The sequence below is a fragment of the Frigidibacter albus genome (assembly GCF_009908165.1).
Taxonomy (GTDB): domain Bacteria; phylum Pseudomonadota; class Alphaproteobacteria; order Rhodobacterales; family Rhodobacteraceae; genus Frigidibacter; species Frigidibacter albus.
Genome location: NZ_JAAAUC010000006.1, coordinates 1 through 12931, shown reverse-complemented (window position 1 = coordinate 12931; position 12931 = coordinate 1). Strand labels below are relative to the sequence as shown.

The window sequence follows — 12931 nt, the reverse complement described above, 5'->3', positions numbered from 1 at the left end:
TGTGCCTCGCCCCTTTCCTTAGGCCTTGATGCCGCGGGCTGCGGCGACCGAAGGCGGCTCGGCGAAGGGATCGGTCTCTTCCGGTTCTGCGGGCGGCGCAGGTTTCGGCGCGGGCTCCGGCTCTGGCGGGGTTACGTCGACCGGCTGGCGGGGCGGGGGCGGGGTGTCCTCCTCCTCCTGCACCGGGGCGGGGCGGCCCACGATCAGCGGCAGCATCTCGGCCCCATGCGGCAGCGGCGGGGTATCGGGCGCCTCGCGCCAGCTGAGCGTGTCGAAGCCGCCGCAGGCGCCGCAGACCGGCGACCAGTCGGCGGCGACAGTCTGGCACTTGTCGCAGATCCATTGCGGGCCCCGGCTGGCGGATACCGCCCGCGTAAGCCAGCCGCGCACCTCGGCCTCGTCGGCGCCCTCGCCGCGGGCGATGGCGGCCATCAGCGTCAGCGTGCGGGCGGTGGGGTGCCGTTCCGCCAGATCGCCCATCACCCGCCGCGCGCCGGGGAAATCTTCCGCGGCGATCAGCAGTTCGGTGCGGGTCAGCACGGTTTCCTCGGCGCCGGGATTGGCCTTGAACAGCGTCTCGAACCGCGACAGCCGGTCGATCGGCGACTCCTCGGGGACCATTCCGGCGAAGGCGGCGGCGAGATCGGGATGCGGCTGCACCTCCCAGGCCTTGCGCAGCACCCGCAGCGCGCTTTTCGGCTCGCCCTTCGCCACATAGCCGCGCGCCGCCATGACGGCGGCCGGGATCAGGTCGGGGGAGGCCTTGTTGGCGGCAATCGCCGCCTCGCGCGCCTCGATGCTGTTGCCTTCCTTGAAGACCTCCTTGGCCTCTTGCAGCGCCAGCAGCGCGTCGCGGCGCTTGTGAACGTCGCGGGGCAGGCGGCCCTGGCGGGCCTCGGCCCCCAGTGTGGTGCGCGCCCCGGCCCAGTTGCCTGATTCCGTCTGCAGGCGCAGCAGGATGTCCTGCACCTCCTCATGCCGGGGCTTCATCTCGAAAGCCTTCTCGGCCAGCCGCAGCGCGGTTTCGGTATCGCCCTCAGCCAGCTTCTGGTGCATCAGCCCGCGGACCCCGGCAAAGCGGGTACGGTCATCGGACAGCAGCCGCTTGTAGATCTCGATGGCCCGCTTGCGGTCGCCCTGCATCTCGGCGGCCTGCGCAGAGATGAGGTCGGTCAGCTCGGGCCGGTGCAGCAGCCGTTCGGCGCGGCTCGCGCGGGTCTGGGCCAGTTTCCCCTCGCCCGAGGCCAGCGCCATCATCCCCTCGGCCAGCGCCTCATAGCCCTTGCGCTCGCGGTTGCGGTCGAAATAGCGGCTGATCGCGGTTTCGTCGCCGCTGAGGAATTTCAGCACGGCGACGATCAACCCCAGCACCTTCAGGAACAGCCAGACGCCAAGGATCAGCAGCACCGCGGCAATCGCCGCCTGCAGCGCGCCAAGGGTGAATTCCATCCCGGCGACGGCGACCCGGATGCCCTCGGCGCTGTCGGACAGCCAGGTGGCGCCAAGCGTGAGGGCAGCGATGGCCGCGACGAAGAGCGCGACCTTGACGAAAGACCAGATCATCTGTGCCCCCTCACTGAATTTCAGCGGCGAGGGCGTCGGCCGCCCCGGTCGCGGCGATGCGGGCGGCGGCCTCGGCCTCCCATGCGGCAGTCTCGGCGCGGCCCTCGGCGGGCAGGCCCTCCAGCTCGGCCAGCGTGGCTTGCAGGTCGCCGGTGGTCAGGGCGGCTTCGGCGCGGGACAGCACGGCGTCGGGGTCGGTTCCTTCGCGCGGGTCCAGACTGCGCGCGCCGGTCTGCGCCTGCAGGAAGGCCCCGACGCGGTCCCAGGTGCCGGTGCCGGCGGTGACGGGCAGCGAGGCGGCCAGTGCGGCGCGGGCGGCTTCGGGGAAGCTGTCCTGAAGGCTGCCAAGCGTGGGCACGCCGTCCGGCAGGGCGGTGAGCGCCTCGGGGACCGTGAGGCCCGCCGCGGACAGGGTCTCGATCACCGGGGCCAGCGGCGCGCCGCTTTCCAGCGCGGCCCGCAGATGCGACAGCGCGGCGCGGGACTGGGCGGCGGTGGCGGCGGCTTCCGCCTCCGACGCGAGGCGGGCGGCTTCGGCCTCGGCGGCGGCGAGGCGTTCCTCGGCAGAGGCGGCGGCGGCCGCGACCTCCTGCTGCGCGCCGCGCTGCTCTTCGATCAGCTGGCGCATCGCCTCCATCTCGGCGCGGACGGCATCGACGGTGCCGGGCTCGACGCCGCCGGAAGTGGCGCCAAAGCCGGTGCCGGATTCGAGACTTTCGAGCCGGGTTTCGATGTCTTGCAGCCGGGTAAGTGCTTCTGCCTGCGCGTCATTCGCGGCAGCGAGGTCGCGTGACAGCGCCTCGGTCGTCTCGATCAGCGAGGTATCTGGTTCGGGGGCCGGGGCCGATTTCAGCGCCTCGATCTCGGCCACCAATGCAGCGAGCTGGGTGTCGGTCGCCTCATCGCGGGCGATTTCTTCGGCGGTGGGGCCGGCGGGCTGCCAACCCTGCGGCATCAGGTAAAGCGCGGCGCCTGCCCCAAGGCCGGCGGCGATGACACCGCCGAGCAGGGCCGGCACGAAGCCACTGCGGCGGCGGGGTTCGGGCGTGGGGCCAAGCTCCTTCGCGGCGGCGAGGGGTTCGGTGGCCGGTTCCGGCTTGGCGCGGGGCGGCACCACCGGCTCGGGGTCTGCGCGCGCGAAGGGGCTGACCGGCGGATCGCTGCGCAGGTCGGGCACCTCTGGCTCGGCCGCGACCCGGTCGACCGTGACAGGGTCCGGCGGTTCCGTCATCGGGTCGCTGCGCAGGTCGGGCGCGTCCGCTGCCGGCGCTGCTTCTGGGCTGGACGGAGGGCTGTCCTGCGGCTCGGTCATCGGGTCGCTGCGCAGGTCGGGCGCAGGCTCTGCCGCACCGGTCGTCCCCATTTCAGGACCGAGGATCAGCGGCGCCTGCGGCTCCACCGGGCTTTCCGCATTGGGGTCGGTCGCGGTGGCTTCGGTCGTGGCGTCCGTCTTCGGGGTCTTGCGGGGCGTTTTCACCGGGCAGCTTCCTTGTCTCGGGGGCGGTCCTGCTGGCACCTTAGCCCTGCAGCCTTGGCGCCTTCAAGCGCCGTGGGGCGAGGATTGCTGCAGGGTGGCAATCAGCCGCCCCAGGGCCTCCAGCATGGCAGCGGAGTCGGGACGAGCCGCAAGCTCAAGCCCGAGCGGGGCGAGTGGTTCCGCTGCCCGGGCCACGGCGGCACTGATTGCGGCGATGTGAAGGCGGCGTGGGGGGACGGCCTCGGCCAGGAGGCGGGCGGAGCGGGGAGAGAAGAGGGGGGCGAGAATGGGGCCGGGGCGGGTGAGGAGGGTGCGGGCCTCGTCGGTCAGGGCGCAGGCTTGCTGGTCGTAAACCATTGCTTCGGTGACGGTAATCCCGGCCGGGGCGAGTGCGGTGGGGAGGTCCGCGACGACGTGGCGGCCGCGGGCATGGAGGAGGGTGGCGCCTTGGGCATGGGTTTTCAGGAGGCTTGTCAGGCTGGCGGCGTCCTCCGCGATGCCTGCTATGGGGAAGCCTTCGGCGCGGGCGGCGGTGGCGGTGCGGGGGCCGACGCACCAGGCGGGGGGGCGCAGGGCGGTTTGCGGCGCGAGGGCGAGAGCGGCGTTCTCGGAGGTGAGGATGAGGGCATCGGCGCCTGCAACATCCTGTGAAAGCGGCAGATTTACGATCTGCATCAGCGGGGAGATCAGCACCGGCACGCCGGGAAAGCGCGCCGCACACTCTGCCGCGAACCGCTGGGATTGCGGGGCGGGGCGGGTCAGCAGCAGGGTCGGCTGGGCCATCGGTGCCCCCGGGATTGTGTGGATGCCCTACGGGTGTTACCTGCGGCGAAGGGTTCCCGCAACGGTTGGTGCGATGGGCGAGACGATCACTTTTCTGGGGCTGGAAAGCAGCTGCGACGATACCGCGGCGGCGGTCGTTCGGCTGCGGGATGGCCGCGCGGAAATCCTGTCTTCGGTGGTCGCCGGGCAGGTGGCCTTGCATGCTGATTTCGGCGGGGTGGTGCCGGAGCTGGCGGCGCGGGCGCATGTGGAGAAGCTGGATCTGTGCGTCGAGGAGGCTCTGGATCAGGCGGGGTTAACCCTTGAAAACATGGACGGAATCGCGGTGACGGCCGGGCCGGGGCTGATTGGCGGGGTCATGGCCGGGGTGATGTGTGCCAAGGGGCTGGCGGCGGGGGCGGGGTTGCCGTTGGTGGGGGTGAACCATCTGGCGGGACATGCGCTGACGCCGCGGCTGACCGATGGGCTGGCGTTCCCCTATCTGATGCTGCTGGTGTCGGGCGGGCATTGCCAGTTCCTGATCGTGCGCGGGCCCGAGGAGTTTTCCCGGCTGGGCGGCACAATCGACGATGCCCCCGGCGAAGCCTTTGACAAAACTGCGAAATTGCTGGGGTTGCCACAGCCGGGCGGGCCTGCGGTGGAGGCGGAGGCGCGGGCGGGCGACCCCAGACGCATCGCCTTTCCGCGGCCGCTGCTGGACCGGCCGGGCTGCGACATGAGCTTTTCGGGGCTGAAAACCGCGTTGCTGCGGGCGCGGGATGCGGCGATGGCGGAGGCGGGCGGGCTGACGCGGCAGGACCGGGCGGACCTGTGTGCGGGGTTTCAGGCGGCTGTGGCGGATGTGCTGGCCGAGAAGTCCCGGAGGGCGCTGAAGCTGCTGGGCGAGGCGTATGGAAACGATATGGAAGCCATACAGACGCCATATGTAAACCAGAATGGTCAGGAATACGCGCCGGTTCTGGCCGTCGCGGGCGGTGTCGCCGCCAATTCGGTGATCCGCGCCGCGCTGGAACGGGTCTGCGACGAGGCCGGCGCGCGGTTCCTGGCGCCGCCGCTGAAGCTGTGCACCGACAACGCCGCGATGATCGCCTGGGCGGGGATCGAGCGGTTCCGCATCGGGGGGCGCGACGGGATGGATCTGGCGGCGCGGCCGCGCTGGCCGCTGGACCAGCACGCGGCGCCGATGCTGGGCGCGGGCAAGCGGGGGGCCAAGGCATGATCGCGGTGATGGGGGCCGGGGCGTTCGGCACGGCGCTGGCGGTGGCGCTGGCGCGGGGCGGGCAGGGCGTGGGCCTCTGGGCGCGGGATGCGGGGCAGGTGGCCGAGATGGCGGCGAGCCGGCGCAATGAGCGGCGCTTGCCGGGGGTGGAGTTGCCGGAGGGGGTGACGGTTTCCGCCCGGCTGGAGGATTTCGCGGGCGCGCAGACGGTGCTGCTGGCGATGCCGATGCAGCAGATGGCGGGGGCGCTGGGCGCGCATTGCGCGGCGTTGCAGGGGCGGGCGCTGGTGGCCTGTTCGAAGGGCATCGACCTTGCGACGCTGGAGGGGCCGACGGGGCTGATCGCGCGGGTCTGCCCCGGGCTGGCGCCGGCGATTCTGACCGGGCCGAGCTTTGCTGCCGATATTGCGCGGGGATTGCCGACGGCGCTGACGCTGGCCTGTGCCGATCCGGCGCTGGGGGCGCGGTTGCAGGGGGAGCTGTCGGCGCCGACGCTGCGGATTTACCTGTCGGGCGACCCGCTGGGGGCAGAGCTGGGCGGGGCGCTGAAGAATGTGATCGCCATTGCCGCGGGGGTGGTGATTGGCGCGGGGCTTGGCGAATCGGCGCGGGCGGCACTGGTGACGCGCGGCTTTGCCGAGATGAGCCGGCTCGCGCTGGCGCTGGGAGCGCGGGCGGAGACGCTTGCCGGGTTGTCGGGGCTGGGCGATCTGGTGCTGACCTGCACCTCGGCCCAGTCGCGCAACTTCCGGCTGGGGCAGGCGCTGGGGCGCGGCGAGGGGTTTGACCCTGCCGTGACCGTGGAGGGCGTGGCGACCGCCGCCGCCGTGTCGAAGCTTGCCGCGCAGCGCGGGGTGGAGATGCCGCTGGCCGATATGGTCACGGCGCTGTGTCAGCACAAGATTACCGTGGCAGAGGCCGCCGAGGCCCTGCTGTCCCGTCCCCTGAAGAAGGAATGACCTATGCTCTATGCCGTGATCTGCCGCGACAAGCCCGGCCATCTGCAAACCCGGCTGGAGACGCGGGATAGCCATGTGGCTTACCTGAAGTCCACTCCGGTGGTGCTGGCTGGGCCGTTTCTGGAGAATGGCGAGATGTGTGGATCGCTGGTGGTGGTGGAGCAGCCGGACCTTGAGGCCGCGCAGGCCTGGGCGGCGGGCGATCCCTACGCGGCGGCGGGGCTGTTCGAGAGCGTCAGCGTGACCGAGTGGAAGCGGGTGATCGGCTGATGGCGTATTGGCTGTTCAAGTCGGAGCCCGATGTCTGGGGCTGGGACGCGCAGGTTGCCAAGGGCGATGTGGGCGAGGAATGGGGCGGAGTGCGGAACTATCAGGCCCGCAACCACATGCGCGCGATGAAGATCGGCGACCAAGGGTTCTTCTACCATTCCAACATCGGGAAAGAGATCGTCGGGATCGTCGAGGTCTGCGCTGAGAGCCACCCGGACAGCACGACGGATGACGCGCGCTGGGACTGCGTGGATATCCGGGCGGTGCGCCCCTTCAAGCGGCCGGTGACGCTGGCCGAGGTGAAGGCGGACCCGCGGCTGAAGGATATGGCGCTGGTGACGTCGATGCGGCTGTCGGTGCAGCCGGTGACGGCGGAAGAGTGGAAGATGGTGTGCGAGTTGGGCGGGGTGGAGCCCTAATCCCAGCAGTTGGCTAGCCCCAGCAGTTGGCAGGGACGCGCCAGAGGGTGATGGTCTTGCCGGCCCATGTGCCGCGGGCGGGGGTGATGGTTTGCAGCGGCGCGGCGGGCGTGCAGTCCGGCGCGCCGTCCATGCTGACCAGCAGCACATCGCCGGGCAGGCCGGGTTCCAGCGGGAATTTCAGCGCGTAGTGATGCGGGGGGCGGCCGGGTTGCGGCTCGGCCCGGTAGGTGAGGCTTGCCTCGCGGCCGGTGTAGAACAGGTCGGCGAGGACGTCGCGGTTGCGGGCGACGACGGTTTGCAGGTCTTGGGCCTGCGCTTCGGCGATGATCTGGTGCGAGAGTTCGGCCTGGCCGATCTGGCGGGCGAGGAGGAGGTCATCGGGATCGCCGAGGCTCAGCCGGTCGGCGAAGATGGCGGCGAGCGGCAGGGCGAGGCAGAGTGCGCCGTTGATCGCGAAGGAGATGCCGAGCCAGGCGCGGGCGCGGGCCAGCAGCCAGGGGACGACAGCGACGGTGCCGGCAAGGTAGGCGGAGGCGGCCCAGTTGGCATAGGCGTCGGACAGGACGGCCTGCACGGTGACGACGGCGAGCGCGGGCAGGGTGAAGGCCAGCAGAAGCGGCACCGGCGCGCCGGTGCGGCGGCGGAAGGTGGAGACGGTGAGCGCGCACAGGCCGCCGAACAGCACCGGGCCGAAGACGGCGAATTGCGCGGCGAGGAAGGCGGCGGGGCCGGCCAGCGACAGCTCTATCCGCGCGGCGGGGTCGCGGACCCAGTCGGCATTGTCGAGCGTGTGTTCCAGCGTCGAGAAGCCGTTGGCCATGTTCCACAGGATGTTCGGCGCGATGGTAGCGGCGAAGGCGAGGAGGGCCAGCAGGGCGAGGGAAGGTTTCACGCGCGCGGCGGGGGAGAGCAGCGGGGCGAGGGCGGCGCCGATCAGGAAGTAGATGGCGGCGTATTTTGCCAGCAGGGCGAGGCCGAGGCAGAGGCCGGCGGCAATCGCGGTGGCGGCGCGGGGGCGTTCCGCGGTTTGCAGCCAGAGCAGCAGCGCGGCGGCGAGGAAGGGGAACATCACGCTGTCGGTCGAGATCAGCAGCGAGGCGACGGCGACCATCGGCAGGGTGGCGTAGGCCAGCGCGGTGAAGAGGGCAGCGCGGGGCGACCACAGCCGCGCGGCGATGGCGCCGAGGAGGAGGGCGGTTGCCATATGCAGCAGCGGGCCGGGGAGGCGCACCCAGAAGGTCGCGTCGGAGCCGGCGAGATCGGTGACCGCGCGGATCAGCCAGGCGATGAGGGGGGGTTTGGAGTAGTAGCCGAAGGCAAGCTCCTGGCCCCAGAGCCAGTATTGCGCCTCGTCGACGAACAGATCCATGGGGGTGAGAGCGAGGGCGGCGATGCGCAGGGCGGTGATGAGGGTCAGCGCGACGAGCGCCGGGCCGAGCCATAGGCCGCGCGTGTCAGACCGCACGACGCTCTGCCCGGATCAGCCAGAGGTTGCGGATGTAGATGAACACGCCCATCGACTGGCCGAGGATGAAGACCGGGTCCTTGCGGTAGATGGCATAGGCCAGCAGGATCAAGCCGCCGCCGATGGAGAACCACCAGAACGCCACCGGGATCACCGAGCGGCGGGCGCGTTCCGAGGCCAGCCATTGCACCAGGAAACGTCCGGTAAACAGCAGCTGGCCGAGAAGGCCGATCATGACCCACCAGAACTCGGTCCAGCTGTGGACATGCAGGAAGGTGAAGACGGAGTCGGTCATGCGCCGGGTTCCGAATGGACTTGGGCGGGCAGCGTGACCTCGGCAGGCCGCGCGGTCTTGCGGCGGCGGATCAGCCAGGCGACGCCGATCAGGTCATGGGCGCCGACCAGCGCGCGCTGCAGGTTGGAGTAATTGGACCGCCCCGCCTGACGGTTGCGGTGGCTGACATCGACATGGGCGATCTCCCAGCCGTCGCGGCGGAACAGGGCGGGCAGGTAGCGGTGCATGTGGTTGAAATAGGGGAGGGCCAGGAACGCCTCGCGCCGGAAGGCTTTCAGCCCGCAGCCGGTGTCGCGGGTGCCGTCCTTCAGCATCGCGGCGCGCAGGCGGTTGGCGGCGCGCGAGGCGAGCTTCTTCGACCAGGTATCCTGCCGCGCCACCCGCTGGCCCGCCACCAGCCCAAGCCGTCCGGTGCCGTCGGCCAGCAGCGGGGCCATCAGGCCGGGGAGTTCCGAGGGGGGGTTCTGACCGTCACCATCCAGTGTGCAGCAGATCGCGCCGCGGGCCGCCAGCACGCCCGAATGCACCGCGGCGGACTGGCCGCCCGACACCGGATGCCGCAGCAGGCGCAGGTTGGGGAGGGTGGCGGCAAGGCGGGCCACAGCTTCGCCCGTGCCATCGGTGGACCCGTCATCGACCACGATGATCTCGAAAGCGGGACCGGCCGCGCAGGCGGCGGCGATGTCCGTCACCAGCGCCGCGACATTCCCGACCTCGTTCTTCATCGGGATCACGATGGATACTTCTGTCATCGCGTCCGCCCGGATCTGGCCAGTTGTCATTGCCGCGCCGTTAAACACGACGGCGCCGCGCTTGTCCATCTAGGCGCCCCTAGACCTTGCGGATCGTGTCGCCCGGTTGCAGGCGCGGGGTAAGCTCCACCCGCTCGCCGCCGACCAGCCCGCTGTTGCTTTGCCCCGCGATGATCTGCGCCGCGCGCTGGCCGATCTCGCGCCGGCAGGCGTCCATGGTGGCGAGCTTGCGGGGCAATCCGTCCAGCAGGTCGACGCCGTTGAACCCGGCGAGGCCGAGCTTGCCGGGTACGTCGATGCCCTTCTCAAGGCACCACAGCAGGCCACCCGCGCCGATCATGTCATTGGAGTAATAGAGGAAATCGAGGTTCGGGCTGCGGGCCAGCATCGCTGCCGTCATCTCGCGGCCCTTGGCGAGGGCCGAGCCGCCGGAGTAGAACTCGCGGTCCTCGATCCCCACGCCAGCTTCGGCCAGCTCCGCCTCGAAGCCCTGCATGCGTTTGCGGGCGCGGTAATCCTCGGGCATCTTGGTGCCGAGGAAGCCGATGCGGCGATAGCCCGCCGAGATGATCGCCCGCGCCATCTCGCGGCCCGCCCGCACATGCGAGATGCCGACGACCGAATCGATGGGATCGCCATCGACATCCATGATCTCGACGATCGGGATGCCGGCATTGCGCAGCATGGCGCGCGAGGCGTCGGAATGCTCCAGCCCCGCGACGATCACGCCCGAGGGGCGCCAGGACAGCATTTCATACAGAACCGACTCCTCGCGTTCCGGCGAGTAGTTGGTGACGCCGAAGACGGGTTGCAGGCCGGTATCTTCCAGCGTTTCGGAAATGCCGCTGAGCACTTCGGGGAAGACGAGGTTGCCAAGCGAGGGCACCACCACCGCCACCAGGTTCACCCGCTGGCTGGCCAGCGCCCCGGCGATCTTGTTGGGCACGTAGCCCAGCATCTTGGCGGCGACGAGAACCTTGTCACGCGTCGCGTCCGACACGTCGCCGCGGTTGCGCAGCACCCGGCTGACCGTCATCTCCGACACGCCCGAGGCCTCGGACACATCGCGCAGGGTCAGCGGCCGCAGGGCCGGGTTGCGCGGAAGCGGCCGGCGGGTATCGGGGTCGGGCTGTCGGCTCACGGGCGCATCCTTGTTGCAGCGGGGTCACTGTCCTTGCTTATCGCCAAAGGATTTCCTTGTGCAAGCGAGGCGGCACTGGCTATGTGACCGCTAACAGCCCCGGCTGACAAGACCCCGCGCGCCCGGCAAGCCTTCCATCCGAAGGGCGCGATGGACCTGGAGGGGGAGCGGTGGGCCAAAAATCTGCTCCCCCGCCTTCTTTTGCTGGACGCTAACCCGCATGTCCCCGCATTTCTCCGGCGCCGATCCCGCGCTGCGGCTTGCAACGCAGGCCATTTGCCAGCATGTAGAGCCCCGTGGGCCCCGTAGCTCAGGGGATAGAGCGGCCGCCTCCTAAGCGGCAGGTCGATGGTTCGAATCCATCCGGGGTCACCACTCAGATTGCACTTCTGCTGATGAAGCATAACCATGCACGAAATGGCCATAAGCGTGCACATCCGTGTCAAGGGAATCGTTTTAGATTGCTGCGGCAGTGATCCAACATATTAATTCAAAATGATAATTTCTGTTGAAGTTCGTGCGTGCGCTCTTGCGCTCATCTTACGTGAAGTGACGCTCGATGTCCCCGCGCAGGAAGACCATCCCGTAGGACCGGCCATAGGCGGTGAACGGTAACGCGCCTTTCATCTTTAGAATCGTCCGGACCGCGTTGCGGTGCAGGCCGTATTCAATCGAGATGGTGCGAGTGGTCAGATAGGTCGAATGGAACGCGGCGATGTCGCGTCGAGTCATGACCAGTTGTGATTTTTGGGTCTTGGCGTTCCACTGAGAGCGGCATGAGATGTGCCCTGCATCCGCCATCGCAAGAAACAGTCCACCATCCCGGAGCCCTATCGACCGCCCGAAGGCCGCGACGGAGATGACTTCCTCCGCAATGGGCCCACTTGGTTCGGCCCTGAGGGCATTCGTGTCCATCTTTGCAACCACAAAGGACCGGTAGCCCTCGGCAAATGTGCGACGACCGATGCGAACGTCGCCTGACCGGATCGCAGCGATGATCTGCGCAATAGGCACGCCATGCCGAACCTTGGCCTGCTGGATGCCCTCCCACTCGCCATCATCTGGTGCGACGGGCGAAACTAGTGCCTGGAGCTCGGCGATGAAGATCAGGCCATCCTCCACTAGCCATCTTGCCCGTGTGGTCGGAACGCGGGTGCGCGGCGTCAGGACGCCGCCTTCCTCAAGCGTCTTTAGTTCCACAGCGGTCGCGCCCATTCGCCGCCGCATTTCCCCGTTCTGCACCAACCTTGGAATCATGGAGAGCAGATCGCGATAGGGCGCTGCAGGGAACGTCGTCCGGCCGTCGGGGCGAGGGTCACTGCGAGTGATTGCGCCAGCTTCAACCAAGAACTGCTTCGCGAGTGCGGGAGAAACGCCAGCTTCGTCGGCAGCCGTAACGATCGAATGGAGACGCCGCTCGGCAGTGGGCGTGCCCAACAGGTCTTCACCGGCCGCTACGGGCCAGACGTCCAAGATGCACTCGCGAAGCAAGCCTATGAACGGCGCGAAGGCCGCGTCATCGCAGTAATTGAGCTTGAACTTAGTGAAGAGCTCCCCGAACGCCGCATTCGGCTCATCCAGCTTGCCCGTGGCACATGCGGCAATGCGATAGAGCGCCCCACGTATCGCCTCGTCGCCCTGACGCGCCACCTCGAATCCCGCAGCTTGAGCAAGGCGAAGGTGGTTGATCGGATCACAGGGCTCTACGCCATCTATGCGAAGCAGTTCGCCGCCGAGAAGACGACAGAAGGTCGTCCCCGCATAAAGCGAACGGCTGGCCAGCGCGGTCGTGTCATTCCCGTCTTCCATCCGCCGATCCAGCCAGAGGTCATATGCGGACAGCTCAATCGGGGAGGGTTCCAAAGCATCAAGGATACGAGGGAGCATCTCTCCGAGGCGGGCCGGCACATTGTAGCGCTCAATGACTTTGGCAGCAGTCCATAGCTCCGCAAGCGGGCGACGGTGCCGGACGCAGATCGAAACTTCTCTGAACTGCCAGTCACCGCGGAGGATCATGGCGTCCAATGGCGCCGCTGGGTGCGAGAAAGTATCCTCCCGCAGGCAGTCTAGGCAACCGCGGACAACCGGGTTGCGAAGGGCACGCGACACGAAAATCTCGCCGCGGAACGAGGTCCGGACGTTGCCGACAGCTCGCCCGGACCAAGTGAGCAGCTCTTGGAGTTGGTGGTCAGACAGTCCTGCCCAAGCGGCGAGGCTGTCAATTGCCGCAGGATCGTGGTTCAGAAACTTCCGTATCGATCCGCCCAGATCGAAGGCAAGGTCGGCGACCCTGACGCCCTTCGAGGTCGCCAGTCGACCGAGGAACGAAAGCAGCGTTTCACGATGGGCAGGAGCGAGCATTCGGGCACTGTCTTGGGAGGGCACCGCCTTTCTCAGGCATTCGGCGGCCAATCGCAACCTTTGGTGCCCGGTCAACCAGGTGAACATGCTCAGAAGAGGTAAGCGTCCGGCCTGACCGCTATCGGTTCCAGCGCCAGGGCAGCAGGTCGTCGACCTTTGTGATCTTGTAGTCTGGGATGCGGGCTAGGGTGTCGGCGAGCCAGGCTTGGGGATCGACGGCATTG

13 protein-coding genes and 1 tRNA gene are annotated in these 12931 nt (G+C 68.8%); 5 read left to right on the top strand and 9 right to left on the bottom strand.

Features of this window, described 5'->3' with window-relative positions; translation table 11 throughout:
- Positions 1-18: 18 nt before the first annotated feature.
- From GVY41_RS10395 to GVY41_RS10385, 3 genes are all read right to left on the bottom strand, one after another.
- A complete protein-coding gene (locus GVY41_RS10395) occupies positions 19-1563 on the bottom strand; it encodes a heme biosynthesis protein HemY (RefSeq protein ID WP_161346158.1) in 1545 nt (514 codons plus the stop codon).
- Positions 1564-1573: 10 nt separating this feature from the next.
- Positions 1574-3040, bottom strand: a complete 1467-nt coding sequence (locus GVY41_RS20200; protein ID WP_161346156.1) for a COG4223 family protein — start codon at positions 3038-3040, stop codon at positions 1574-1576.
- Positions 3041-3103: 63 nt separating this feature from the next.
- Positions 3104-3823 carry a uroporphyrinogen-III synthase gene (locus GVY41_RS10385; RefSeq protein WP_161346154.1) on the bottom strand — a complete coding sequence of 240 codons (720 nt, stop codon included), beginning with the start codon at positions 3821-3823 and terminating at the stop codon, positions 3104-3106.
- Positions 3824-3896: 73 nt separating this feature from the next.
- On the opposite strand from GVY41_RS10385, the gene tsaD reads away from it, so the two are divergent.
- From tsaD to GVY41_RS10365, 4 genes are read left to right on the top strand one after another with little or no spacing between them, the layout of a single operon-like run.
- Positions 3897-5042, top strand: a complete 1146-nt coding sequence (gene tsaD / locus GVY41_RS10380; RefSeq protein ID WP_161346152.1) for a tRNA (adenosine(37)-N6)-threonylcarbamoyltransferase complex transferase subunit TsaD — start codon at positions 3897-3899, stop codon at positions 5040-5042.
- Positions 5039-6001 (top strand): NAD(P)H-dependent glycerol-3-phosphate dehydrogenase, encoded by a 963-nt coding sequence (locus tag GVY41_RS10375; protein ID WP_161346150.1) that lies wholly within the window; start codon positions 5039-5041, stop codon positions 5999-6001. Before tsaD ends, GVY41_RS10375 begins: the two co-directional genes overlap by 4 nt.
- 3 nt (positions 6002-6004) lie before the next feature.
- A complete protein-coding gene (locus GVY41_RS10370; RefSeq protein ID WP_161346149.1) occupies positions 6005-6271 on the top strand; it encodes a YciI family protein in 267 nt (88 codons plus the stop codon).
- Positions 6271-6690 carry an EVE domain-containing protein gene (locus tag GVY41_RS10365; RefSeq protein WP_161346147.1) on the top strand — a complete coding sequence of 140 codons (420 nt, stop codon included), beginning with the start codon at positions 6271-6273 and terminating at the stop codon, positions 6688-6690. The genes GVY41_RS10370 and GVY41_RS10365 overlap by 1 nt, the downstream gene beginning before the upstream one ends.
- Positions 6691-6703: 13 nt before the next feature.
- Here GVY41_RS10365 and GVY41_RS10360 read toward each other — a convergent pair whose 3' ends face one another.
- The 4 genes from GVY41_RS10360 to GVY41_RS10345 are packed head-to-tail and all read right to left on the bottom strand — an operon-like array spanning position 6704 to position 10346.
- The gene (locus GVY41_RS10360; RefSeq protein WP_161346145.1) at positions 6704-8158 is read right to left on the bottom strand and encodes an ArnT family glycosyltransferase; all 1455 of its coding nucleotides are present in this window, start codon (positions 8156-8158) and stop codon (positions 6704-6706) included.
- Positions 8148-8453: a lipid-A-disaccharide synthase N-terminal domain-containing protein gene (locus tag GVY41_RS10355; RefSeq protein ID WP_161346135.1), complete on the bottom strand. Its 306-nt coding sequence runs from the start codon at positions 8451-8453 to the stop codon at positions 8148-8150. The genes GVY41_RS10360 and GVY41_RS10355 overlap by 11 nt, the downstream gene beginning before the upstream one ends.
- A complete protein-coding gene (locus GVY41_RS10350; RefSeq protein WP_308421085.1) occupies positions 8450-9274 on the bottom strand; it encodes a glycosyltransferase family 2 protein in 825 nt (274 codons plus the stop codon). The genes GVY41_RS10355 and GVY41_RS10350 overlap by 4 nt, the downstream gene beginning before the upstream one ends.
- 10 nt (positions 9275-9284) lie before the next feature.
- The gene (locus GVY41_RS10345) at positions 9285-10346 is read right to left on the bottom strand and encodes a LacI family DNA-binding transcriptional regulator (protein WP_276208229.1); all 1062 of its coding nucleotides are present in this window, start codon (positions 10344-10346) and stop codon (positions 9285-9287) included.
- A gap of 299 nt (positions 10347-10645) precedes the next feature.
- On the opposite strand from GVY41_RS10345, the gene GVY41_RS10340 reads away from it, so the two are divergent.
- A tRNA-Arg gene (locus GVY41_RS10340) sits at positions 10646-10721 on the top strand.
- Between the two features lie 165 nt (positions 10722-10886).
- Here GVY41_RS10340 and GVY41_RS10335 read toward each other — a convergent pair.
- Both GVY41_RS10335 and GVY41_RS10330 read right to left on the bottom strand, forming a co-directional pair.
- Positions 10887-12707, bottom strand: coding sequence for a TniQ family protein (locus GVY41_RS10335; protein WP_161346133.1), 1821 nt, complete (start codon positions 12705-12707; stop codon positions 10887-10889).
- 118 nt (positions 12708-12825) lie between these two features.
- Positions 12826-12931 (bottom strand): transposase domain-containing protein (locus GVY41_RS10330; protein WP_161656893.1); only part of this gene is annotated, 106 nt, incomplete at its 5' end.

Bases quoted from the DNA above. Each gene is read 5' to 3' on its own strand.
- GVY41_RS10395 (WP_161346158.1), bottom strand. From the start codon at position 1,563: ATGATCTGGTCTTTCGTCAAGGTCGCGCTCTTCGTCGCGGCCATCGCT.
- GVY41_RS10385 (WP_161346154.1), bottom strand. From the start codon at position 3,823: ATGGCCCAGCCGACCCTGCTGCTGACCCGCCCCGCCCCGCAATCCCAG.
- tsaD (WP_161346152.1), top strand. From the start codon at position 3,897: ATGGGCGAGACGATCACTTTTCTGGGGCTGGAAAGCAGCTGCGACGAT.
- GVY41_RS10375 (WP_161346150.1), top strand. From the start codon at position 5,039: ATGATCGCGGTGATGGGGGCCGGGGCGTTCGGCACGGCGCTGGCGGTG.
- GVY41_RS10370 (WP_161346149.1), top strand. From the start codon at position 6,005: ATGCTCTATGCCGTGATCTGCCGCGACAAGCCCGGCCATCTGCAAACC.
- GVY41_RS10365 (WP_161346147.1), top strand. From the start codon at position 6,271: ATGGCGTATTGGCTGTTCAAGTCGGAGCCCGATGTCTGGGGCTGGGAC.
- GVY41_RS10355 (WP_161346135.1), bottom strand. From the start codon at position 8,453: ATGACCGACTCCGTCTTCACCTTCCTGCATGTCCACAGCTGGACCGAG.
- GVY41_RS10350 (WP_308421085.1), bottom strand. From the start codon at position 9,274: ATGGACAAGCGCGGCGCCGTCGTGTTTAACGGCGCGGCAATGACAACT.
- GVY41_RS10335 (WP_161346133.1), bottom strand. From the start codon at position 12,707: ATGCTCGCTCCTGCCCATCGTGAAACGCTGCTTTCGTTCCTCGGTCGA.